The 22,795-nt window shown below is 45.6% G+C and carries 22 protein-coding genes; 13 read left to right on the forward strand and 9 right to left on the reverse strand.

Going from position 1 to position 22,795, the window contains the following annotated elements; all coding sequences use genetic code 11:
• Positions 1 to 22: 22 nt before the first annotated feature.
• The gene (locus JC525_RS10580; RefSeq protein WP_233095124.1) at positions 23 to 667 is read right to left on the reverse strand and encodes a ComF family protein; all 645 of its coding nucleotides are present in this window, start codon (positions 665 to 667) and stop codon (positions 23 to 25) included.
• 167 nt (positions 668 to 834) lie between these two features.
• Between JC525_RS10580 and bioH the strand changes: the two genes are divergently transcribed.
• The 3 genes from bioH to JC525_RS10595 all read left to right on the forward strand — a co-directional run bounded on the left by bioH (position 835) and on the right by JC525_RS10595 (position 3,086).
• Entirely contained in the window at positions 835 to 1,644 is an 810-nt protein-coding gene (gene bioH, locus JC525_RS10585) for a pimeloyl-ACP methyl ester esterase BioH (protein ID WP_198815814.1), read from the forward strand.
• Between the two features lie 177 nt (positions 1,645 to 1,821).
• Positions 1,822 to 2,133 carry a hypothetical protein gene (locus JC525_RS10590; protein ID WP_198815815.1) on the forward strand — a complete coding sequence of 104 codons (312 nt, stop codon included), beginning with the start codon at positions 1,822 to 1,824 and terminating at the stop codon, positions 2,131 to 2,133.
• Positions 2,134 to 2,147: 14 nt separating this feature from the next.
• The gene (locus JC525_RS10595) at positions 2,148 to 3,086 is read left to right on the forward strand and encodes a putative metalloprotease CJM1_0395 family protein (RefSeq protein WP_198815816.1); all 939 of its coding nucleotides are present in this window, start codon (positions 2,148 to 2,150) and stop codon (positions 3,084 to 3,086) included.
• Positions 3,087 to 3,111: 25 nt separating this feature from the next.
• On the opposite strand, the gene JC525_RS10600 is transcribed toward JC525_RS10595, so the two are convergent.
• The 3 genes from JC525_RS10600 to greB all read right to left on the reverse strand — a co-directional run bounded on the left by JC525_RS10600 (position 3,112) and on the right by greB (position 8,356).
• Positions 3,112 to 4,890: a C1 family peptidase gene (locus JC525_RS10600; protein ID WP_198815817.1), complete on the reverse strand. Its 1,779-nt coding sequence runs from the start codon at positions 4,888 to 4,890 to the stop codon at positions 3,112 to 3,114.
• A gap of 418 nt (positions 4,891 to 5,308) precedes the next feature.
• The gene (locus tag JC525_RS10605; RefSeq protein WP_198815818.1) at positions 5,309 to 7,693 is read right to left on the reverse strand and encodes a Tex family protein; all 2,385 of its coding nucleotides are present in this window, start codon (positions 7,691 to 7,693) and stop codon (positions 5,309 to 5,311) included.
• Positions 7,694 to 7,870: 177 nt separating this feature from the next.
• On the reverse strand, positions 7,871 to 8,356 hold the full coding sequence (gene greB, locus JC525_RS10610; protein ID WP_198815819.1) for a transcription elongation factor GreB: 486 nt from the start codon (positions 8,354 to 8,356) through the stop codon (positions 7,871 to 7,873).
• A 174-nt stretch (positions 8,357 to 8,530) separates the two neighbouring features.
• Between greB and JC525_RS10615 the strand changes: the two genes are divergently transcribed.
• Positions 8,531 to 8,800 carry a hypothetical protein gene (locus JC525_RS10615; RefSeq protein ID WP_198815820.1) on the forward strand — a complete coding sequence of 90 codons (270 nt, stop codon included), beginning with the start codon at positions 8,531 to 8,533 and terminating at the stop codon, positions 8,798 to 8,800.
• Between the two features lie 265 nt (positions 8,801 to 9,065).
• On the opposite strand, the gene fkpA is transcribed toward JC525_RS10615, so the two are convergent.
• Positions 9,066 to 9,851: an FKBP-type peptidyl-prolyl cis-trans isomerase gene (gene fkpA, locus JC525_RS10620; protein ID WP_198815821.1), complete on the reverse strand. Its 786-nt coding sequence runs from the start codon at positions 9,849 to 9,851 to the stop codon at positions 9,066 to 9,068.
• Positions 9,852 to 10,048: 197 nt separating this feature from the next.
• Here fkpA and JC525_RS10625 point away from each other — a divergent pair, with 197 nt between their 5' ends.
• The 3 genes from JC525_RS10625 to JC525_RS10635 all read left to right on the forward strand — a co-directional run bounded on the left by JC525_RS10625 (position 10,049) and on the right by JC525_RS10635 (position 11,572).
• Complete coding sequence (locus JC525_RS10625) at positions 10,049 to 10,981, forward strand: WD40 repeat domain-containing protein (RefSeq protein WP_198815864.1); 933 nt, start codon at positions 10,049 to 10,051, stop codon at positions 10,979 to 10,981.
• A 9-nt stretch (positions 10,982 to 10,990) separates the two neighbouring features.
• The gene (locus tag JC525_RS10630; RefSeq protein ID WP_198815822.1) at positions 10,991 to 11,239 is read left to right on the forward strand and encodes a SlyX family protein; all 249 of its coding nucleotides are present in this window, start codon (positions 10,991 to 10,993) and stop codon (positions 11,237 to 11,239) included.
• 174 nt (positions 11,240 to 11,413) lie between these two features.
• Complete coding sequence (locus JC525_RS10635; RefSeq protein WP_198815823.1) at positions 11,414 to 11,572, forward strand: hypothetical protein; 159 nt, start codon at positions 11,414 to 11,416, stop codon at positions 11,570 to 11,572.
• A gap of 64 nt (positions 11,573 to 11,636) precedes the next feature.
• Here JC525_RS10635 and JC525_RS10640 read toward each other — a convergent pair whose 3' ends face one another.
• Both JC525_RS10640 and JC525_RS10645 read right to left on the reverse strand, forming a co-directional pair.
• Positions 11,637 to 12,737, reverse strand: coding sequence for a DUF748 domain-containing protein (locus tag JC525_RS10640; RefSeq protein WP_198815824.1), 1,101 nt, complete (start codon positions 12,735 to 12,737; stop codon positions 11,637 to 11,639).
• A 178-nt stretch (positions 12,738 to 12,915) separates the two neighbouring features.
• Positions 12,916 to 13,122: a YheV family putative zinc ribbon protein gene (locus tag JC525_RS10645; protein WP_159491707.1), complete on the reverse strand. Its 207-nt coding sequence runs from the start codon at positions 13,120 to 13,122 to the stop codon at positions 12,916 to 12,918.
• Positions 13,123 to 13,240: 118 nt separating this feature from the next.
• On the opposite strand from JC525_RS10645, the gene JC525_RS10650 reads away from it, so the two are divergent.
• Genes JC525_RS10650 through JC525_RS10665 form a run of 4 tightly spaced genes read left to right on the forward strand, consistent with a single transcriptional unit; the run spans position 13,241 to position 17,045 of the window.
• Positions 13,241 to 15,214, forward strand: a complete 1,974-nt coding sequence (locus JC525_RS10650; protein WP_198815825.1) for an ATP-binding cassette domain-containing protein — start codon at positions 13,241 to 13,243, stop codon at positions 15,212 to 15,214.
• The gene (locus JC525_RS10655; protein WP_233095125.1) at positions 15,195 to 15,704 is read left to right on the forward strand and encodes a TIGR02444 family protein; all 510 of its coding nucleotides are present in this window, start codon (positions 15,195 to 15,197) and stop codon (positions 15,702 to 15,704) included. Before JC525_RS10650 ends, JC525_RS10655 begins: the two co-directional genes overlap by 20 nt.
• 17 nt (positions 15,705 to 15,721) lie before the next feature.
• Positions 15,722 to 16,756, forward strand: a complete 1,035-nt coding sequence (locus JC525_RS10660) for a hydrolase (RefSeq protein WP_198815826.1) — start codon at positions 15,722 to 15,724, stop codon at positions 16,754 to 16,756.
• A 55-nt stretch (positions 16,757 to 16,811) separates the two neighbouring features.
• Positions 16,812 to 17,045 (forward strand): YheU family protein, encoded by a 234-nt coding sequence (locus tag JC525_RS10665; protein WP_198815827.1) that lies wholly within the window; start codon positions 16,812 to 16,814, stop codon positions 17,043 to 17,045.
• Positions 17,046 to 17,092: 47 nt separating this feature from the next.
• Here the strand turns inward: JC525_RS10665 and JC525_RS10670 are convergent, their stop codons facing one another.
• Positions 17,093 to 17,647 (reverse strand): outer membrane beta-barrel protein, encoded by a 555-nt coding sequence (locus JC525_RS10670; protein WP_198815828.1) that lies wholly within the window; start codon positions 17,645 to 17,647, stop codon positions 17,093 to 17,095.
• 760 nt (positions 17,648 to 18,407) lie between these two features.
• Between JC525_RS10670 and JC525_RS10675 the strand changes: the two genes are divergently transcribed.
• On the forward strand, positions 18,408 to 20,039 hold the full coding sequence (locus tag JC525_RS10675) for a glucan biosynthesis protein G (RefSeq protein WP_198815829.1): 1,632 nt from the start codon (positions 18,408 to 18,410) through the stop codon (positions 20,037 to 20,039).
• Positions 20,020 to 22,011: a glucans biosynthesis glucosyltransferase MdoH gene (gene mdoH, locus JC525_RS10680; protein ID WP_198815830.1), complete on the forward strand. Its 1,992-nt coding sequence runs from the start codon at positions 20,020 to 20,022 to the stop codon at positions 22,009 to 22,011. The genes JC525_RS10675 and mdoH overlap by 20 nt, the downstream gene beginning before the upstream one ends.
• 126 nt (positions 22,012 to 22,137) lie before the next feature.
• Here mdoH and JC525_RS10685 read toward each other — a convergent pair whose 3' ends face one another.
• Positions 22,138 to 22,722 carry a YceI family protein gene (locus JC525_RS10685; protein ID WP_198815831.1) on the reverse strand — a complete coding sequence of 195 codons (585 nt, stop codon included), beginning with the start codon at positions 22,720 to 22,722 and terminating at the stop codon, positions 22,138 to 22,140.
• Positions 22,723 to 22,795 lie beyond the last annotated feature (73 nt).

A 22,795-nucleotide genomic window follows, 5' to 3' on the forward strand; every position in this document is an offset into this window, starting at 1 on the left:
TGGAACTTATACGTTCCGAAACTTAGGACTTCTGATACAGGCTGCTTTTGGGCGGCGGAGTAAACGCCGCTACCCATACTTGAATGCCTATTTTGGGGTAGCGCTGCTTAAGCCTTTTGCTCAGGGTATTTACGGTCACGCCGGTGGTAAGAACATCATCAACTATCGCGACGGTGAAACTGCTGCCGTCGGTTTTACTTTGCGCTGCTGCTATCTGGTCATCAATACACCGTTTCGATAAGCTAAAAGCACGGCTTGCGTTTTCCGCTCTGGCTGCTTTGGATAAATGGTGCTGCACGCTAAAGCCTTTTCGTCTAGCCCATGATTGATTAACCGGTATATTCAGCTCACGGCTTGTACATTCGCACAGAAGCGAAGCCTGATTGTAATGTCGCGTTGCAAGGCGCCATGCACTAATTGGAACCGGAAGTAACAAATTGGGCACTGCTAAAGTGCACTGTCGCTTTTTATGGACAAACCAGTTACTTAATACTTTTCCTGCTGTAAGGGAATGCGTAAACTTTAACTGGTGAACCAGCGATGACATGGGCCATGTATGAAGTCCTAGTACCCACAACGCATCATAGTGGCTATGTTTGACGTGGCCTGCGACCGGACCGTATTGAAGTAGGTTACTTCCATGCGAGGTGGCATCGAAAAAAAACATGTCATTTTCACACCAGTGACATACTGGCGTAGGACTTGCCTGATAACATAGTAAGCATGAAAGGTTCATAGTGTTGATTCCATCAACTTCCTTGAAATGTCGAACGCTGACCTATTTTCATCATTTCGTGTTGTCTCACAAACACGTGACTGCCTAAGGAGGTGTAAATGGAAATTTTGCATACAAACGGCGAGCTTGTCACCCGTACTCAAGGTACAGGCGTAGATGTAGTATTTCTGCATGGATGGGGTATGAACAGCGGGGCGTTCACATCCTTTATCCCTTACCTCAGCGATAATTTTCGCGTCACTACCATTGACCTTCCCGGGTTTGGAGAAAACGCTGAAATTATTCCTTCACCTTATAATGTTGAAACCCTTGCGCAATCGATTGTTGATACATTGCCCGACCAATGTGTATTAGTAGGATGGTCATTAGGCGGTTTGGTAGCACAGAAATTAGCGCTCCTAGCCCCAGAAAAACTCACTGGGTTGGTGACCATTGCTTCAACACCGCGTTTTATTGCTGGTCCTTGCTGGCCGGGTATTGCTGCCGATCTACTTACTATGTTTGAAGCCCAGCTAGAAAAGAATTACCAAAAAACACTGGAACGTTTTTTAGCAATTCAAGCCATGGGAAGTGAAACGGCTAAGAAAGATATTAAGGCAATTAGAGAGCAGGTCACCCAATTTCCAGACCCAGCTGAAGAAGCACTTAAGAAAGGCTTGCGTATATTGTCTACGGAAGACATGCGCCAAGAAGTTGGGCGCATCACTACGCCAACTTTGCGACTGTATGGCAGGTTAGACAGTCTTGTACCAACCAGTGGTATCGACAGAATTTGCGAGCTACATCCTCAGGCTGATACTGTTGTTCTGCCTCATGCATCGCATGCACCGTTTATTTCCCATCCTCAGCAAACCGCTGACATTCTTTTTCGTTTTGCCGCGGGTGTTTACCAACGAAAAGCGTCTTGACCTCGTCTTTAAATAACGCTTCAAGCCAATGTTGACCGTTGGTTTGAAGCTTTTTAACCACATTGCAAGTCATTAAAAATCGACTGCTTACAAGTAGTTACTGCTAGGTTGTAATACACGACTTTTCATTTACGCAAAGTTGGTTAATAATTGCACATGAGAGGTTGGGGGTAGTGTATGACAGGTATTGATGGTGTAGGCTCTGCGTTTGCAGCCGCCCAATATGGTTTACAAAGTGCAAGCGATGGCATTTCGCAAGCGGCATCGAATATTGCTCAGCGTACCGCTGAAGACGCGGTTGCGCCCGCTCAACCCATTGCAGCTAATACCGACACAAATAACGCGACGCCTAATTCAACATCTTCCACCTCACGTTTAACTGACGATTTAATTGCGCTTAATGTAAACGAGCGCAATGCACAGGCGTCCGCCAAAGTGCTCGGTGTTGCCGACGAGATGCTCGGCACTATTATTGACGTGCTGGCGTAGGCGGAGAAGTCGCAGTGAACATCGTCACGCCAATTCTAAACGCCATTGCATACCCTACGGCAAACATAAACACAGAATCTGCGCGCAGAGATAACGTGCAGCGGGAAACTATTCCCCAGACGTCAGATTCACAGCAAGGCGCTTCTCAGAAAGGCCTAGGGTCTGAAGCCGATAAGGCCAAAAGCCCGGGTCAGCCGCCAGCACCGGTTACTTATGAACGTCCTCAGATACAAACTGACCTTCAAGCTGCTTTCCAAAACGTCTTTGGGCAAGAAAAAGACAATGCGCAGGATGAAAGTGCGGGCAAACAGGACGCGCAAGATAAGCAACAAGAACAGCAAGAGAAACAAGACGCCGCTGAAATTGAACAGTTAAAAGCCCGAGATCAGGAAGTAAGAGTTCACGAGCAAGCGCATGCTGCAACGGGCGGTCAATATGCTGGTGCGCCGCAGTATGAGTACACCACTGGCCCTGATAATAAGCGTTACGTCACCGGTGGTCAGGTATCTATTGATGTTTCAGAAGAAAAAACGCCCGAAGAAACGCTGAAAAAAATGGAACAAGTGCGTGCTGCCGCACTTGCGCCGGCAGAGCCTTCATCACAAGATTTAAAGGTAGCCGCTGAGGCATCTCAAAAGGCCACCGAAGCACGAAGCGAGATTGCAAAAGGTCAGGTTGAAGGTTTTTCTACAGAGCAGACTTCTGTCGAAGACGCTTCTACGAATAGTGTTAATAACATTTCGGGCAATGGGACGATAGCACAGCCAGAAGCGAGTCCAGGTACCGTTGGTGACGCGGTGCTAGAAGCCCAGTCTAGGTTCTCAGACGCTACAACTTTACAAGGGCTTGGGGCCAACGAATCTGATTTTATGCAGGCGCGAATTGGCCGAATTCAAAGCGCTTATTTACAAGCCTATACGCCATCAAGAGAGGGCTTATCGCTCCAAGCGTAAAGGCTTGTAATGTTTTAAGCTGGCCTTAATAATCGAGAATTGCCTTCGTAAAGGGGTATTTAGGTGAACCGCCAGTAATGTCTGAAAGCACTGAGTTCATGGTGTCTACATCGCTGTCGAACCCGCCATGAGATGTTGCAGCCGTGGCATCACCTTCTTTACCTTCGCTATATTTAAACGTCACGTTAGCAATCGGCTGATTAAATATGGCCATACCTAACAACGGCATCTCCGGTTTAGATTCAAACGCGTTTGAGACTAGATAAAGCAGCGATTTTTGGTAAATACGCGCCACATGATCATCTTTTTCCAATACCTCAGATAAGTTGTAAACCGTGGTCGACTCAATATGGTTTCCCTCAATAAGAGTAGAGAGCTTTTCACTAAATAAAGGGGTGCTAATGGCGGGTGCCAGTAAGTGAAGGCTTTTAACTTTTATATTTTCGTCAACTTTAAACAGCCTTGATAGGCCGTGCGCATGAAAGATAGAGCCAGCCGAATGACCTACGACGTGTAGCTGAATGTCTGAGTTATTTCTCAAATAGGCGGCTAACTGCGTGAGAAAGTATGTGCCATCCGACGTGGTTCGGGTAAAAGGCGTGCACGCGTCCGATTTCATTTCACGCCACAATGCGCCGCCTACTTTACGCGTTGCCCATTCCAGAATTCTGTCAGTATAGTCGCTGAAAGCACCGACTTTGTTGCTAATCTCTTTATTTTTAAAACCTAGAATATCCTTTAACTCTTCTAGCATGCCAGTGTCATACATGAAGTGAATGGGGAAAACATCGTTTTTTAGAAACGTATCTTTCATTGCAGCGATACGCTTAGCCGAGGCTTTTATACTGTTTAAGCCGCCGTGAGCATAAAGCATCACATGGCGATGGTTACTGTCAGATAGTTTCTCAATAATGGTATCTACGTGGTTTTTGTTGCTCCAATATTTGCTTCTTGTATCAAAGTGTCCGTCGTCGAAATGAACAAAGTGATCTTGAATACTCACGCGCGGCGTGGAGCGAGTGAATAGCCCTTGTGCAATAGAGCGTGTCGCTTGATGGTAGGTACCGGTACCTGAGATAGGCAGTGCAAGCTGGACAACCCAGGCATCCATAACATTTAATGCCCAGTCATCGTAATGCCACAGTGCCAGCCCCGATTTCTTCCAATCCGTCCCCCAGGAGTTTTGGATCCAAAAGCCTTCGTCGTTGTAACCGACAATAGCAAACGCATGGCCCCCTATGGGTTCAGGTCTTAAGTTTATTTTATCCCCTTCACCGTCTTTCCAGCCTTCGTGAATTCTGGCAGACACAAAGATAACGCCCACCTCGTTAAGCGCAGCATGAAAATCGCTGATTTCCCGTTCGATGCGGTAATAGGCCCCTAATCTGTGATTGCTAGCGTTATTAGCAATAGCAAGGGTCATTTCAAACTCTTTGCTGTGCTGTATATCTTTAGTCAGTGAGTAGTTACATACACCACTATTGTACCAGCCTTTAATAGCGCCCCGGCAGCTCGAGCCGTCATAGGCTTCACCCAACCATTCATCGTGTCGTTTCGCCATGGCATAAAGCATCCACGGGCTAACAGTATGCTTTCGGCCCTGCTGACGATAAATGAAATTAATGGTCGCTGCCAACGCAAAGCCCGTACAGGCTCCATCTTTACCTTGGTCCAAAATGACTAGGTTGCCAGGAGGGTCGATAAAAGGCTTAAGTGGAGTAAGGTTAGGTTGGTAATAACGGTCCCGAAGGTCGGGGTAGTCGGCGCTGACATTCAGCATGTCTTTTGAAACAGGTAAATTCATAACATCATCCTCTGATTAGGACTGATGATCTTGGTTGTACAGATAAATAAAAAGTGCGTACACCATAGGTCGATAGCCCTTAGCTCGTTACTGTCGTCCGAAAGTGCTGCCTTGAAAACGGCTGTGGTCAAATGCGCGATATTACCTTCGTTAAACGTTACGAAATTTCGTGAACATTAACGGACTCGCTATACATGAACAACATACAAACTTCGGTTTCGGTATGACCAATACCTTTTCACTGTTTCGGTTTTTTAATGTGGCACTCCCTATTCTGGAGTACTTGGAGGCATACATTAGCTATACCTCGGAACTAATGTAGCAAAAAGGAACAGTCAAATGGAAGTATGAAAAAAGGGCCTGTCTAATTGACAGGCCCTTTATGAGATAGAATAAGCTTTTGATAGGCTACTGCCGTTTACTTTTTCGCTTTAGCAAACGCATCGGCAAACGCGTTGCCCATAGCGCTGTTTTGCGGTTGACTGTTGCGATTGCCGCCACCCTGATTTGAACGTGGGTTAGCGTTGGAACGGCTAGACGTTTTGTGTTGCGCTTTACCTGTACGCTGGTTATTAGCGCCCTTACCTGAAGCCCCCTTACCTGTAGCGCTATGGCCGCCAGCATTGTTGCTCTGACTTGGCGTATCATCTAAGCGCATGGTGAAGGAAATACGCTTGCGCGGTACATCTACTTCCAGCACTTTTACTTTAACAATATCGCCCGCTTTCACCACTTCGCGAGGGTCTGAGATAAACTTGTTAGTCAGTGCGGAAATATGCACGAGTCCATCTTGATGCACACCCACATCAACAAATGCGCCAAAGTTAGCCACATTGCTGACCACACCCTCTAAGATCATACCCGGCTTGAGGTCGTTTATGGTTTCAACGCCTTCTTTAAACGCGGCAGTTTTGAACTCTGGACGAGGATCACGCCCTGGTTTGTCTAACTCTTTAAGGATATCTTTTACCGTAGGAAGACCAAATTCGTCGCTGGTAAAGGTATCAGGCGATAAGCTCTTTAGTAGTTCGGTGTTACCGATAATATCGTTTACCGCAACAGCAGTGGTATCTACAATTTTATCTACCACTGGGTATGCTTCGGGGTGAACTGCCGAGGCATCAAGTGGGTTTGAGCCGTTTACAATACGAAGGAAGCCCGCCGCTTGCTCGAATGCTTTTGGCCCTAAGCGCTCTACTTTCAATAGCGCTTTGCGGTCTGGGAAAGCACCGTTGGTATCTCTGAAATTAACAATATTGTGAGCAAGGGTTTTGTTTAATCCCGACACATAGCTTAACAGTGCAGGTGACGCGGTATTTAAATCAACACCCACCGCGTTCACACAGTCTTCGATAACACGGTCAAGGGATTTGCCCAACTGACTTTGGCTAACATCGTGCTGATATTGACCTACACCGATGGCTTTAGGCTCAATCTTAACCAGCTCTGCAAGCGGGTCTTGCAGACGTCGCGCAATTGAAACGGCCCCACGAATGGACACGTCTAGATCAGGCAATTCTTTTGAAGCAAGCTCAGAAGCAGAATATACCGATGCGCCCGCTTCGCTAACCATAATTTTCTGTGCGGTCAACTCGCTGTTGTTTTTAAGCATTTCGCCAACCAGTTTGTCGGTTTCGCGCGAGCCGGTGCCGTTTCCAATGCTGATCAAATCTACCTTGTATTGCTTACACAGCGTGGTAAGCGTACGCATAGACTTATCCCACTGATTCTGTGGTGCGTGTGGGAATATGGTATTGGTTGCGACTACCTTACCTGTGCTGTCTACCACAGCCACTTTAACGCCGGTTCTCAAACCTGGATCCAGGCCCATCGTGGTTTTTGCACCTGCAGGCGCTGCCATTAGCAGGTCGTTCAGATTTTTGGCAAACACTTCAATGGCTTCTTCTTCGGCTCGCTCTCGTAGCGCGCTGAAAAGCTCGGTTTCCATGTGTAGGCCAATTTTGATTTTCCACGTCCACTGCACAACTTGGGCTAAGAAATCATCCGCACCGCGGCCGCGGTGCATAATATCGTAGTGGCTCGCAATAATATGCTCGCAGTGCGACGGGCCTTTTTCTTCTGACTGGGGGTCGGCATCAAGCTGAATGTGAAGCATACCTTCATTACGGCCCCTGAACATAGCAAGAGCGCGGTGAGAAGGTACCGTTTTATATTTCTCACTGTGCTCGAAGTAGTCTTTATATTTCGCAGCTTCCTGTTCTTTTCCTGGTGCAACTGTACTTTTCACATGTGCGTTTTCAATAAGGTAGTGACGCACTTTAGCTAACAGCGACGCATCTTCTGCAAAGCGTTCCATAAGAATATAGCGAGCACCTTCTAACGCGGCTTTAGTATCGGCAACGCCTTTGTCAGCACTAACGTACTCTTGGGCTGCACTTTCAGCGTCTGTGTCTGGGTTGTTGAACAAGGCGTCAGCAAGTGGCTCTAGACCCGCTTCAATAGCAATTTGGCCCTTAGTGCGTCTGCGAGGCTTATAGGGTAAATACAAATCTTCAAGCGTAGTTTTACTGTCTGCACTACCAATACTTTTTTTCAGCTCATCGGTAAGCTTGCCTTGTTCTTCAATCGATTTAAGAATGACGTCGCGGCGCTCTTCCAACTCACGTAGATAGGTTAAGCGTTGTTCGAGCGTACGTAGCTGCGTGTCATCAAGACCTTGAGTCACTTCTTTTCTATAGCGAGCAATAAACGGTACGGTAGCCCCTTCATCAAGAAGTTTTACGGCGGCGGTTACTTGCGAAGGTTGAACGCTAAGTTCATCTGCAATTTTATTGATAATCATAAGTCGCTCTAAGATACTAAAAATTCGCGCAAGGCACTGGCGAATAAACGGTGTGTGAAAGGCTTATATACACAGCGTCGGTAGTGAAAATAGGAACGGTGAGTATATCACCGCCATGTATGGGAAGTCGTCTGATCATTGGGGTTTAAAGGATAAACAAGTGGTGTTTGTCATTGGTTAGAGTTTGTCTGTTGCATCGTACCAAATTCGATTGATCCACCATTCTCTTACTCCCGCTTCTGTTTTAACAGTAAACTCATCGTCTTCTTCTTTTCCAAGAAGCGCACGGGCCATAGGTGAATCAATTGAAATGTAGTCTTTGCGGCCAAATATTTCATCATAACCGACTAACCGAAGCTCCATTACTTTTCCTGCCTCATTCTCAATTTCAACCCACGCACCAAAGAAAACTTTCCCTTCTTGCTGCGGATCGTAGTCCACGACTTTAAGGTTTTCCAAGCATTTGCGAAGGTAGCGAACGCGGCGGTCAATTTCACGCAGTTTCTTTTTGTTGTACTGGTAATCGGCATTCTCGCTTCTGTCCCCGAGGCTTGCAGCCCACGTCACTTTGCGAGTAATTTCTGGCCTTTCTTCACGCCACAAGAAGTCTAATTCTTGTTTAAGCTTTAAGTAGCCCTTTCGAGTGATAAGCGGTGTTTTCACAATGTTCTTTACGTATCCCTGCTAGTTACCCCTACTTTATGTGGGTAATGCGGTAAAACGCAATCTTTGGCTGTCGTAAAAAGTGACAAAATGGGTAGTTTGAATAATTATTGAACATAAACCTTTTCACGAATGTCACAGTATAAATAAATGTCAAACCTGTAGGGGAAGCGAATGCGCAATGAGACACCTGTGTTGTACCGCCGAAGGTCGGGAAAAGAACCTCTTCAAATTAGCGGTACTATCATTGGTTTTATGCTGTTTTTAAGCGGCGCGCTGTTGTTGCTGTATGCGTTACTCGATATTGTTGTTCGCTTAAACAGCTTGAGAACCGTGTTTTACCTCATTCTGGGCTGTACTATGTATAAAGTGGGTCAGTCTTTGTTAAACCACTTTGCCACATTTAAAGTGCACACCGAAAGACGTCGTGCTCCTCAGCGTTAAAACCTTTAGTTGTAAGCTGTGATTTTTAAGTCGAATTTGTTTCAAGAAAATCGCAGTTTGGCCGTGAAAAAATGGCATTTTAGACTAAGCTTAATAGTGTAATTCGAGGCACCAAGCATATTGAATAACCCACTTTATTATTTGGGTACGCGCGTGGTGAAAATCCACTGGCTCGTAGGGAAAAGGTAAGCAAGGATCACGCTGACTCACTAAAACAAAAAAGCCGACGCTATGCGTCGGCTTTCTCATTTCTTAAAGCAGTCGCTTATTCCGCTGGCGCTTCAGCTTCAGGCTTAACTACTTCTAAAAGCTCAACTTCAAAGATTAGCGTTGAGTTAGGAGTGATGGCGCCAGTAGAGCGTTGTCCGTAGGCAAGTTCAGATGGAATGTGGAAGCGGTATTTCGCGCCTTCTTTCATCAACTGTACGCCTTCGGTCCAACCAGCAATTACGCGATTAAGCGGGAATTCAGCGGGTTCGCCACGCTTATACGAAGAGTCGAACTCTGTACCGTCGAGCAACGTACCAAGGTAGTGAACTTTTACCATGTCAGTCGCTTCTGGACTTGCGCCTTCGCCTTCTTCAAGTACTTCGTACTGAAGACCAGACTCTGTAGTCACTACGCCTTCCTTCTTACCGTTTTCTTCTAGGTAAGCCAGGCCTGCTTCAATGTTTTTCTCAGCGGCTTGCGCAGCCATTTCTTGCTGCTTAGCTCGAAGTACTTCTTCGCCTTGTTGAGCGATTTGCTGAATTTGCTCTGGCGTAAACTTAAGGGTGTCGTTAAGGCCGTCTTTAAAGCCTTGTTGCAGCGCATCTTGGTCTAAAGTTAAACCTAGCTGTTCTTGCTGCTCCGCACGGTTGCTAACAAATAAACCCATGCTTGCGCCCATTGCATAAGCTTGCTTTTGTGTATCTGTCATTTCTTCTGCTGAAACAGCAGTGGTTTTTGCACTATCAGCGCTAGTAGAAGCGGCCTCATCAGATGTATTTGGCTGGCAAGCGAAAAGGCCTAGCGCAGCGATAGTAGATAAGGCAACGAGCGACTTCTGCATAAAAACGTCTCCATTAATTATTATCATCATGCGTCTATGTCTATACTGCTGCATCTAAGGCAGTGTGCACGATAGTTAAAGATGCGTGATCCATGCTATGTTAAACCTAGCGTTTACAAAGCGAAACCCATTTGATTATGTTTAGGCCTCAAATGTTCCAGAGAATAGTGTTACTCATCGTACTTATTGGCAATTCCATGGGATGTTCTGTCCCTGATACTACGCCAATACAGCAGTGGCGTCATGTAGAAGAAGGTGCTTATGCTGCCGATATTTCAACGGACGGTACCTTGGCCGTGGTTTCCGGCGTAAATAACGGCGTCAATGTATGGCGAATAGGACAAAGCGAGCCTTTGTTTCATTGGAGCCATCAGGGTGAAGGCAACAATTTAGTTATGTCTGTTCACATCAGTGCAGATAAACGCTATGTAGTTACTGCTGATAGAGAGGCATTTGCCCTATGGAGCTTAGAGACAGGTGAACCCGAAGGCTTCTGGCGTATCGATGAAGCGTCTATTCGAGATGTTGCTGTGACTAACAATGGTAACGGCATCTTAGTTGCTCGCTCGAATGGCAAAGTTATGTATTTCGAACCTCGCACTTCCCGACGCCTAGAATTCTTTGGGCATCAAGAAAAAGTCAATTCAATTGATATTTCTCCTAATGGAAAGTACGCACTTACTGGCGGCAATGACTATATTGCTTACTTATGGAGTACCGACACGGGCCAGATAATTCATACGTTTACTCACCCTACCCGCGTTACTAAAGTAGCGCTAGATGACGAAGGGCGGTATGCGTTTACTGCTGATAGTCAAAGTAAATCCCAAGTATGGGACGTACAAACGGGGCAGCCAGTGACGGCCCTTAAATTTGCTTCTCGGCAAAAAATATTTACAGACGTGGAATTTTCAAAAGATGGTGGATATTTGCTTACTGGTTCTCCTTCGAGAAAAGTTTACTTATGGGATTTAAAGAGTGGACAGCAAATACAGTCAATCCAAGTTGCTTCTAGAGAGTCGATTTCGCCACCTACTGCAGTTGTTTATGGCGTCGCCTTCCTTCCCAATGATAATATAGTATCTATTAGCAGTAGTGGTCTTGCCGAAGAATGGCAACGAGAGAGATAGAGAATATACATGACAGACAAAAGCGCTGAGCATCTACAACAGCAAATAGATAGCGCCAATAGCTATATTGAAGAGCTACAAATGAAAGTTGCGTTTCACGAGCATACAATAGAAGCGTTAAACGATGCATTGTCTTCTCAGCAGCAACAGCTTGATGACTTAACCTTTAAAGTGCGCCACGTGATTGACCGTGTTAAATCTATAGAGCCGTCTAATATTGCCAGACAGTCGGAAGAGACGCCGCCTCCGCACTATTGATCAGGGTTGGAGTTTAGAGCTTTCAATACATTAAGGGCGCAGCGGCTATTCTATCTCGTTATGACTTAGAGTAACTCTTCATTTTGGCTATTTGCTATCGTGACTTACCATGCGCGCCCCATTGAGCAGACTCCGCTTAAGGGAGTTATTTTCAGCATTTAAAAAGAGTTAGTTATGAGCGATTTTGATATGGATGCATTTGACAGCATCGACTTTGATTCACTAGAACAATCAGTAGCCGAAAAACAGGCTGAGAAAGACAAACAAGAAAGCCAAGAGATTGAAGGCATGCGAGATGGCGCCAACGACTGCGGTGATAGTTGCACAATATAATCGTTTGTTATGAACCCGTTAGCCTAATCGTCTAGGCCTTGGTTTTGCGAGAACACCGCTGGTGCTAGCCATCAGCGGTGTTGTCGACCTCTTCTAGTCGCTCAAGCTCTATACTTTCTTCAACATTTCCCTGAAATGCTTTTACAAACGCGTTTTTCAAGATGGCAGTAAACGCTTCCCAGATCTCTGTGTTCGGGCTAGATAAATCCCCTTCGATAGGAATGCGGGTAGCGACCTGGTCTTCACTTTGATTTTCAAAAAGCTCTGTGACAAACGCCGATAGCGCTTCAATACTGCCTTCAATTAATCCGTCGCCATCACGCTCAATATCGGCTTTCCACGAAAACACTTCCACGTTGTGTAATATAGGCTTGATATAGCCTTTTACCTGCCCCTCGTTGGAAGCAACTTCTGCCGCAAGGGTAAGGGTGCCTGCTTCTAAATCAAAGGGGGCATACGTATCAAGGAGGTTTTTAAAGTTAACTAAACCCACGTTGTCTGCTTGTATGTCGATATCAAATGTGGGGGCTTTAGTGGCCGGATTGAGCTTGGCATTTAATAAAATGGTACCTTGTTCGGCGGTTTGCCCCGTGGCTTTGGCTGTGGCCACGCGGGTATCAGACAAGCGTTCGCTATTAACTAAATTATTGATTTCAAGCTGAATATCGTGAATGGCGATATCAATAACAGGTGACGTATCAGGATTATAAAAAGCAATTTTTCCGTCGTTAATAGCCAGCTTATCTATTCGTAGTGGGAAAAGCTGGTCGGCGATAGATAACCACTTTTCATTTTTCCCCGATTGGCTCGATTCTTCCGTGTCGCCATCTACAAAATTAATCTCAGGCCCATTGACGACAACCCGGCCGACTGCCGCGCCTTTCATAAGCTGAGACCAAGATAGCGTAAATTCCACATAGTCAGCTTTAAATAAGGGTCTCTCAACTTCGCCGTTTGCTTTGGAAAGCAACACATATTCTAAACTGTACGCACCGCGCCACAGCATAAGGTCAACATCACCGACACGCCCGTCGTACTTGTCTGACTGACTTAGCGTCGTGTTGATATAATTCGCTGCGGCGTAGGGTAGATATAAACGAACGGCAATAAGTGCCAGTAATAAACCCGCTAAACTATATCCAATACGCTTTTTTACCTGCTTCATAGTTCACTCCTTGTAACCTGTGGATACAAAAACTATACCCAAGGTGCGTTTGGTGAATGAGAAATGACAGACGCCCTATTGGCGTGCTATTGAGGAAATAATAACGCTATTGCGGCGCTTTGATAGCGCACGCAAGAAGGTTTAAGAGGTAAGATTTACCGAATAGCAGGTAAGAATGCTAGTGAGGTTTAAAGATACCAATCACATTTTCATTTGAGCGAGTTGCAGCACTCACTTTCTCGTCGGTCTGGGCTTCGTTGTAGCCGCACGCTACGCACTCTAATTTTTCAACATTATTTTCATAATAAAGTGAAATAGTGTCTTGCTCTTGGCATTTTGGGCAGGTTGCACCAGCAACAAAGCGGCGTTTTAGACGATTTGACATACATACACCTTTAAGAAATTTCATCGTTATTATACCGTGAAATACTATGCGTTGATCAGCTTTTACCTTAAGTTTTTGATATTATACGCGCCCTTGTTTGTTCCATCACAGGTTACTCATGATTAAGCTTTCTAACGTATCGTTACTGCGCGGTCGTAAAATGCTGCTAGAAGACGCGTCTGCGCAGGTTTTTCCGGGCCATAAAGTGGCGCTTATTGGCAGTAATGGTTGCGGTAAATCCACGCTTTTTGCGCTATTACGCAATGAGTTAAGCGTAGATGCGGGTGATTGCAGCGTGCCGAGTGACTGGCGTATTGTGAGTGTGGCACAGGAAACACCGGCTACCAACAGAACTGCGATAGATTATGTTGTGGATGGCGACAAACATTTACGTGCATTACAGGCTAATCTCGATGCCGCTGAAAAAAACGGTGATGGCGTTCAAATTGGGCAAATACATGGTCAATTGGAGCAGGCTGGCGCGTACGATGTTGAATCCCGCGCGGCGACGATTTTATCAGGCCTTGGATTTACCAATACCCAGTTGAGTGCGCCTGTGACAGACTTTTCCGGAGGGTGGAGAATGCGCTTAAACCTGGCGCAGGCACTACTTTGCCCGTCAGACCTTCTGCTGCTGGATGAACCAACAAACCACTTAGATTTAGACGCCGTTATATGGTTAGAGAAGTGGTTACAGCGCTATGCGGGTACTCTCCTGTTGATATCACACGACAAAGCTTTCATTGATAACACCGTCGCTCAAATTATAAGTGTTGAGCAGCAAAAATTGATTACTTATACGGGTAACTACTCAGCCTATGAGACCCAACGAGCAGAGCGTATTCGCTTGCAGAACCTAGAGTATGAAAAGCAGCAGCAAAAAGTGGCACACTTAAATTCGTTTATTACGCGATTTAAAGCGAAGGCGAGTAAAGCAAAGCAGGCGCAAAGTCGTATTAAGCAGTTAGAAAAAATGGAAACTTTATTGCCTGCGCATATGGCTAGCCCTTTTAGTTTCTCGTTTGCTCCACCAACTGCGTTGCCAAATCCGCTTGTGCAAATGGAAAAAATACAGCTGGGGTATGATGATTATATTGTGCTGCAGCAGGTGAAGCTCAACTTGGTTCCAGGCAGTCGGATTGGGCTTTTAGGGCGCAATGGACAAGGCAAATCGACGCTTATTAAATTACTGGCTGGTGTTCATGTGCCTAAGCAAGGTATTTTCAATACCGCCAAAGGGCTAAAAATTGGTTACTTTGCCCAGCATCAATTAGAAACATTGGATGCGAATGCCACGCCGCTTTTGCATTTGCAGCGTATTGATGAAAAAGCAACAGAGCAACAATTGCGCGACTATTTGGGCGGCTTTGGGTTTAACGGTGATGAAGCGCTAGCTCCTGTAGCACCCATGTCGGGCGGTGAAAAAGCGCGTCTTGTGTTGGCATTAATTGTTTATCAAAAGCCAAATTTGCTGCTGCTGGATGAGCCTACCAACCATCTAGACTTGGAAATGCGCCATGCGCTTAATATCGCACTCCAAGGTTTTGAGGGTGCTATGGTACTGGTATCGCATGACCGCTTCTTGCTTTCATCGGTGTGTGAAGATTTCTACCTGGTAGACAGCGGCGAAGTAGAGCCCTTTACGGGTGATTTAGATGATTATCGAGACTGGATCTTAAAGCAGCAAGCGGCAGAAAAAGCAAAAGCGAACAGCGAAGCGAAAAGTGCCAACAGGGATGATAAAAAAGCAGCGCAACAAGAAAACGGCGTGCAAAATAAGCCGGAACGTAAAGTAGACCGTAAGGAAGAAAAACGTCGTGAAGCCGAGTTTAGGCAAAGTGTCGCGCCGCTTAAAAAGGCCATTGAGAAACACGAAAAAGCAATGGAAAAATACAGTGCGGCGCTTGCGGAAGTCGAACAGTCTTTGAGTGATACATCCCTTTATACTGATGATAAAAAAGCAGAACTTTTAGCCTTGCTCGACAAACAAACTCAACTCAAGCAGCAGCTTGAAGAGGAAGAGATGGCCTGGTTAGATGCCCAAGAACAAATTGAGCTAAAGCGAGAAGAGTATGACAGTGCCATCGCTTAATCTCGAACCTGGCGTGTTCTGGGACTATAGTTTGTCCCGCTATACCCGAGGGGATATGGCGCCACTTGCTATTTCGCTGCAAGATAATCACAACGTTAATGTAAACGTATTGCTGCTATTAGGTTGGTGTCTTGAGAACAACTTCATTATAAATCTGCCTCAATTCAAGGCGGTAATAGAGGCCTCAAGTCCCGTTGAAAAAAAACTTAGGGTTCATAGAGCCAAACGCAAAGAGGCTCACCCTGACAACGGCACAGATCCGGCCGTTTACGCTACGCTGAAAGCTGAGGAGCTTGAGCTTGAACGTCAACAACAGCGCGATATTGTTGCCGCTTTTAACGAGCAGTCAGTGGTTCGTCTAGGGCAAGCTCAGTCGACGACGGGGTCGGTATTTAACGCGTCTGTGGCCGCGTTTATCAATGCATATGGTCTTCGCGATAATGCTGAAGCGCGTCGTCTTGTCAGTCTCGTGATTAAAGAATTATCGTAAAAGAATAAGAAAATAGAATGAGTAAATTAGCGCTTTCACATGGAAAGATTGTAAAAAGTAGCTTTAAGGTGCCAGGGTGGGCCAAGAACCGTCATGTGCAAACGATTTGGCCGCGCTTTATTCAAAAGCGCTTGCCTTTGTCTTACCACATGGAGCGATTAACGCTACCTGACGATGATTTTGTCGATGTTGCTTGGGGTCCTAAGCCACAAGAAACATCAGGGATCGTTGTTATGTTCCACGGTCTCGAAGGCAGTATACGTTCGCATTACGCTAACGATATGATGGCTCAGCTATCAGTCAATGGTTGGCAGGTGGTCATGATGCACTATCGTGGCTGCAGCGGCGTACCGAATCTTAAAGCGAGAGCGTACCACAGTGGTGAAACCGAAGATCCGAGCTTCTTCTTAGCGTGGCTGCACGATAAATTTCCACGGATCCCTAAAGTGGCTATTGGCTTTTCGCTTGGCGGTAACATGTTGTTGAAGTTGCTTGGGGAGCATCCCGCGCAAAAATGGCTGAAGGCCGCCGTCGCTATTTCTTCTCCGCTCAAGCTTTCTGAGTGTGCAAAGTCTATTAATCAAGGCTTTTCAAGGGTATATCAGAAATATCTGCTAACCAGTATGAAAGACACATTGCGCAAAAAGATGGAGTACATCGACTACCGCAAACTCATTCAGTTAACGAAAAGTGATGTAGATAGTATTACTAGCTTTACTCAGTTTGATGAAAAAATCACGGCACCGCTTCACGGTTTTGCTGACGCCCAAGATTATTATGAAAAGTGTAGCGCTTATCATTTCTTAAGTGCAATTCACTGTCCCACGTTAGTACTGCATAGTATTGATGATCCGTTCATGAACCATTTAATTGTGCCCAAAGAAGAAGAGCTTGCGCGTAATGTCACGGTAGAGTTGAGCGAGCGTGGTGGACATGTAGGGTTCATGCAAGGCTCTATGTTGAATCCGAAGGTGTGGCTGCATGAGCGTGTGAAACGCTTTGTCAGCGAAGCGTTGCCCGTTAATACGACCTGTAGTTATGTGAGCCGCTAATTAACGATTTTTTATTGTAAAAAATTGCAATCGACGTTCTCAACGAGGAGTTTCAATGATAGTTCCCATCGACGCGCTAGAAGCCGATACGCTGTACAGCTTGGCCGAATCTTTTGTTCTGCGCGAAGGAACCGACTATGGCGAAGAAGAAGTGTCTCTTGACGTTAAAGTCCATCAAGTCCTAGATAGACTTAAGTCAGGTGAGGCCGTATTAGTTTACTCAGAGCTTCATGAAAGCGTGGACATAAAGAGAAAAGAAGATATTCAGCCAAGTGATGAAACTGAATAAAAAAGCCGGGTCGAGCAACCCGGCAACCTTCCTGAGGAAAGGGAGGCTTAAAACGCGTATCGTGCAGTGACCTGCATAATATCCAAATCATCAATAATGCGGTAATTCGCACCTACCGCCCATTGAGGGGTGATATAGTAGTTAGCGCCTACTCTGAATGTCGCCTCACCGTCGTCAACATCGTAGTAACCCACTTCACCCGCTAGCTCTACTTGCTCTGTAATCATTGAGCGAAGACCTGCGTTAATGCTGTAGCCTGTTTCGTCGTTTACGTCACCGTCAATGCGCTCTAAGTTTGCGCCAAAATATGCGTCGGTAGTGGCATTAACAGGTAAGCGATAGCCAGCGCCAAGGGTTAACATATCGAAGTCGAAGTTACCCTCTTCAAAAAAGCTGTATTCGCCGTTAAGGTACCAGTTGCTGTTTAAAAGGTATTTCCCGTTGATGGTCAACCCATCTGGCTCGAATGACTCATTGTCATCGAAGTCCATCTTAGTGTATCCACCTTCCACATAACGCCAGTCTGGCTTGTCAGCCATGGCTGAAAGAGGAAGTGTAGCTGCAGTCAGTGCCGCTGTAATAAGTGTGATTGTTTTGCGCATGTGATAACTCCTTAAAATTTCAGCAGCCCGATTAACGTTGAAAAGTGTGTCTTAGCACGTGCTAAAAGGACGCTACGAATTGCCGGGTTGATGAACACATAAGTAAAATTTTACTTTCGTGACATCGTTATGCTTTCCATAAAGACATCGTGTCAGATTTGATTATCAAGATGACGTTCACTAAACACTTTGCAAAGGGTTTGTTGCAAAGGGTTTGCCAACAGCTGAATGCAGCGCTATCCGTCTAGCATGTATTCTCCATAAGCTTCTAATTATAAACAGAAATATTTCTTGGTTTTTCGGGCTGTACGCCGCCGTTTTGTCTAGAAATACTGAGACGTTTTCCATTCTCTATGCATATTGGCATGAGGAACTGTCTCTAAAAAACAACAGTTATCCTTTTGAATAAGTCATCGGACGTTCTTACACACTGCTAATTAGCCCTGTCTTAAAATTAGATTTGTCGCAAGTTTTTGTAAGTAAAAGAAAAAACACACTGCTGGCGCACGCTTTATCGTGTTGGAACGCCTTTTGCTGATATGCCTACGAGTTATCCAATATTCACCTATGCCATTTCGGCACGGAATTCGTGATTACAAAAGCAGGTAATCACGAAGGTGAAAGGAAAGGAGTAGAGCACCTTTCTGAGCGTTAGCAGAAGTAACCATGTTGTTTTGTGCATTCATCCGTTGTGAAGAGACAAAACATACTTCTGTTTACCATCACCCGGATGACTATTCTTTTCAAAAGGAGAGGACAAATGGCTAAGCCAGTTTTATTTTTCAACCAAGTTTCACAAAAGAGTGCAACGCATTCACGTAAACACGTGCTATCACGCATTCTTTTAGCGATGACCAGTGTTATCGCACTCGTTAATTTTCAGCAAGCCATGGCAATCGAGGTTAACGACAGCAATCAGCCTCAAAAAACATCACCGGTTTTACAGTCAATCATAGATGCTGCACGCGATTCTGCAACGCAAGGCTATGAGCAAGATGATCATGGGTTAAACAGTAAGTTAAAAGAGATAGATTACACCACATATCGTTCAATTCGCTTTAAGCCGGAACAGAGCCTATGGCACGGCGAGAACGACTATGAACTTCAGTTTTTTCACCCTGGCTTTTTATATGAATACCCGGTCACTATTCACACCATAGGTGAAAGTAACAAGCCTGAACGCCTTGCGTTCAATAGCGATATGTTTAACTACGAGGGGTCGGCATCGGGCTTAGATGGATTAACCGACGAAAAATCCGGTTTTGCGGGATTTCGCGTTCATTATCCGATTAAGAGCGAAGAATACAAAGATGAATTCGCGGTATTTTTAGGTGCGTCATACTTTCGCCTTGTGGGTAAAAATCAGGTCTATGGCATTTCAGCACGGGGTCTGGCTATAGATACAGCGTTGGCAAAAGGCGAGGAGTTCCCGCATTTTACCGAGTTTTGGGTTATCGAGCCTAGCGAAGGTAAGCCCATTACAATTTATGCACGTCTTGAAAGCCCCTCAGTAGCAGGAGCATATAAATTTGTGATTCAGCCTGATATTGACACTAGTGTGAAAGTGGAGAGCTGGCTCTTTGCAAGAGACGATGTGAGTAAGCTCGGTATTGCACCATTTACCAGTATGTTCTTGTATGGCGAGAACACTGAGAAGCGCCACGATGACTATCGCCCTGAAGTACACGATAGCGACGGCGTGCTTATGGTCACTCACGCAAATGAAGAGATTTGGCGCCCGCTTACTAACCCTGCTCGTCTGCAGGTTACCTCGTTAAGTGATGCAAATCCCAAGGGATTCGGCATGCTTCAACGCGATGGTGAATGGGATAATTATCTAGATGCCGAGGCCAATTATCATCTACGTCCGGGCCTTTGGGTAACACCAGAAGCAGGTTTTGAAAAAGGCCGGTTGGAGGTGGTAGAAATTCCTACTAAATCTGAGATACACGATAATATTGTGGCGTTTTGGACCCCTGAAAAGCCATTCCAATCGGGTGAATCCCTTTATTTCGCGTATGAATTGAAGACCGTAGAGCAAAATCCATTTGTAAGTGAACTTGCATCCGTAGTACGCTCCCGTCAGGGTAAAGCTGTGTTACCGGGCGACGAGTTCAAAAACGACAGTCTAAGTACCACCAGGCAGTTCAGTGTAGATTTCAGCGCTCCTCCTTCGATTTCCTTTGATGACGAGTCAATGAAACTTATCGTGCAGGGCACCAACGGCGCAATTTCAAAGCAGCGTCTTTATCCTGTTGCTGATGGTCAAGAATGGCGTGCCACGTTCTTCGTAAAACCTAAAGAGAAACAAACCGTTGATATGCGTGCTTACATCGAGCGCGACGGTAAACGTGTGAGCGAGGTTTGGAATTATGTCTATCAACCAAAATAACTCCGTGAATACATTATCTAACGAGGCTAAAGCCGTACCTCAAGTTAAAGGTGACAGCGCAGCACGTCAGTCACATTTCATCTTAAAAGGAGAGCATATGCGTTTGTTTATCATGGCAATGCTAGTTATTCCAAGTACGGCGCTGGCCGGTTGGAGTTTGTACGAAATATTCTTACCTAATGGGCTGACTAATTTAGAAATTGCGCAGTTAGGCTTAGGGCTTACCTTATTTGCGTGGCTATGTATGGCATTTTGGACCGGTATCATCGGTTTCTTTCTACAGCTTTTTAATATCGATCCGCTTAGCTTACGGAAAAAACAAGCGCAGCCTAGTGCTAATCTGCCACTTACGCAGAAGCACGCTATCGTAATGCCGGTATATAACGAAGATACCCGTCGTATTATGGTGGGTTTTGAGGCATGTATTCGCGAGTTAATGGAAAGCAATAATCGCGATAAGTTCGATTTTTACATGCTTAGTGATACCCGTGATATGGAAAAAGCCGATGCTGAACTTCGCGCTTTTACCCGCTTAAAGAAACGCTTAGGTGCGTTCTCAAGTCAGGTTTTTTATCGTCGCCGCGAGCAAAATCTTCATAGAAAAGTGGGCAATCTAAAGGAGTTTTGCGAACGTTGGGGGGCTAATTACGAGTCAATGATTGTACTTGACGCGGACAGCGTTATGACCGGAGAACGGATGCAAGATCTTGCTCGTCGTATAGAACAAAATCCAGATACCGCGCTTGTGCAAACTATTCCAATGCCAGTGCGCCAGAACACATTTTTTGGTCGCTTTGTACAGTTTGCGGCCCATTTATATAGCCCAATGCTTGCCACTGGATTGTCTTTCTGGCAAACCGATAGCGCTAACTATTGGGGGCACAATGCCATCATTCGTATTGCGCCTTTTATGCAGCATTGTGGGCTTCCTACGCTTGAAGGGCGAGCCCCATTTGGTGGCGAAATATTAAGTCATGACTTTGTTGAGGCGGCTTTACTGCGCCGTGCTGGGTGGCAAGCTTACTTGCTTACAGATACAACAGGCAGCTACGAAGAAGTACCCAGCAATATTGTTGATTATGCCATTCGCGACCGCCGCTGGGTGCAGGGCAATATACAGCATTTGGGTCTACTTAATGTGAAAGGCCTAAAAATGGCGAATCGTCTGCACTTTTTATTTGGTGCTTTCGCTTATATTTCTTCACTCATTCTATTTTGCATGTTGGCGCTAGGCACGGCCGATGCGTTAATTCGTGCAACGTCAGTACCTGAATTTTTCGTGTCTGAGTATCAACTTTTTCCAAGCTGGCAAGTGGCTCGTCAAGATATGATGATGGTGACGATGTGGGGAACCGCAGCACTTCTCTTTTTACCGAAAGTGCTAGGTATTGCATTAGCGTTAATAAAGCGTCGCAGTGAGTTTGGCGGTGCGTGGTCATTGCTCAAAGGCGCCGTTGTTGAACTAGCTATGGCTGTGCTTATTGCTCCTCTTATGATGTTTTACCACAGCTATTTTGTGATCAGCGTTTTTGTTGGTCATTCTGTCAAATGGGAAGCGCAAGAGCGTGAAGGACGTAAGGTGCCTTGGAGCGTTGCTATTAAACATACGCAAATTATGAGTTGCCTTGCGGTAGCGTGGGGAGTAACCACATTCTACTTTACGCCTTCGCTATTTATGTGGCTGCTACCAGTGTTAGTTGGCATGGTATTGGCCGCGCCAGTTATTCGTTTAACAAGCAGTGACAAGCTAGGAGTCATCATGCGTAAGTGGGGGGTATTTGTTATCGACCAAGAGGTTTACGAGTGCAAAGCCCTTAAGCGTTTACGTGTAGCAATGCACTATTTTGCCATCACACAGCATAAAGCAGAGGTGCCCACACTACCAGATAACGCATGGCAAAGTATGCCGGTACAGGCGCTTAGTGAAAAGCCTTTACCTATGCGTTATAGATTACCCAATAGCGCCCACTAAGTGTTGAATAATACAAGCATAAAAAAACCGCACTCCATGTGCGGTTTTTTATGTGTTGGGTATCAACAACTTTAACTAAAAGTGGTGCAAGCAAAAGCTGGGTTTCTTCCCCTATTTGCCAACCTATTACTGTTCAAAAGTTACTGAAAAAGTCACAGGAACCGTTGTTGTGATGCTTTTGAGGCCAGCAATTTTTTGAAGTGCTGCTACACCCTCAGCCAGTCCGAAAGACTCTGCTTTGATTAGCGTTGGTGCGGTAGTTGATACCGTTAGTAAATCATCACTGACCTTACTCGCCTGCACAGAGAATGACGTAGGTACAGCTTGTCCGTGTAACGTTAGTATACCGTCTACCTTTCCATTAACCACATCACCAGTCTGAAGGCTCATCATTGATTCAGGTAGGTTTGCTTCAAACGTTGCTTGTGCAAATTTCGTTACGTTAAACAGCATCTCCTGCATTCGTTCGTTACGAATATCAATTGCTGTATTAACCGACGACAAGTCCACCGCAACGTTGAGTTTACCGCTATCAGACAACGAACCTTCGAAGCTATCAAATTTATGAATTTCTGTAACTTGCGCGTTTTTCGTTGATAAAAAGTGCAGCACACTGGTTTCACCGTCAATTGTCCAATCGGCTGCAGCAGGGAATACTAGCCCACAAGTCAGCAATGCTGCCGATAACGTGCGAATACGTGTAATCATCATAGGTTACTCCTTCTACTATTGGGTTCCATCTGGCTTGATTTAACCACGACCAGAGTAATGAGGCCCAGCAACA

Origin of the sequence: Alteromonas sp. IB21, from assembly GCF_016405965.1 — a bacterium.
Lineage (GTDB): Bacteria > Pseudomonadota > Gammaproteobacteria > Enterobacterales > Alteromonadaceae > Alteromonas.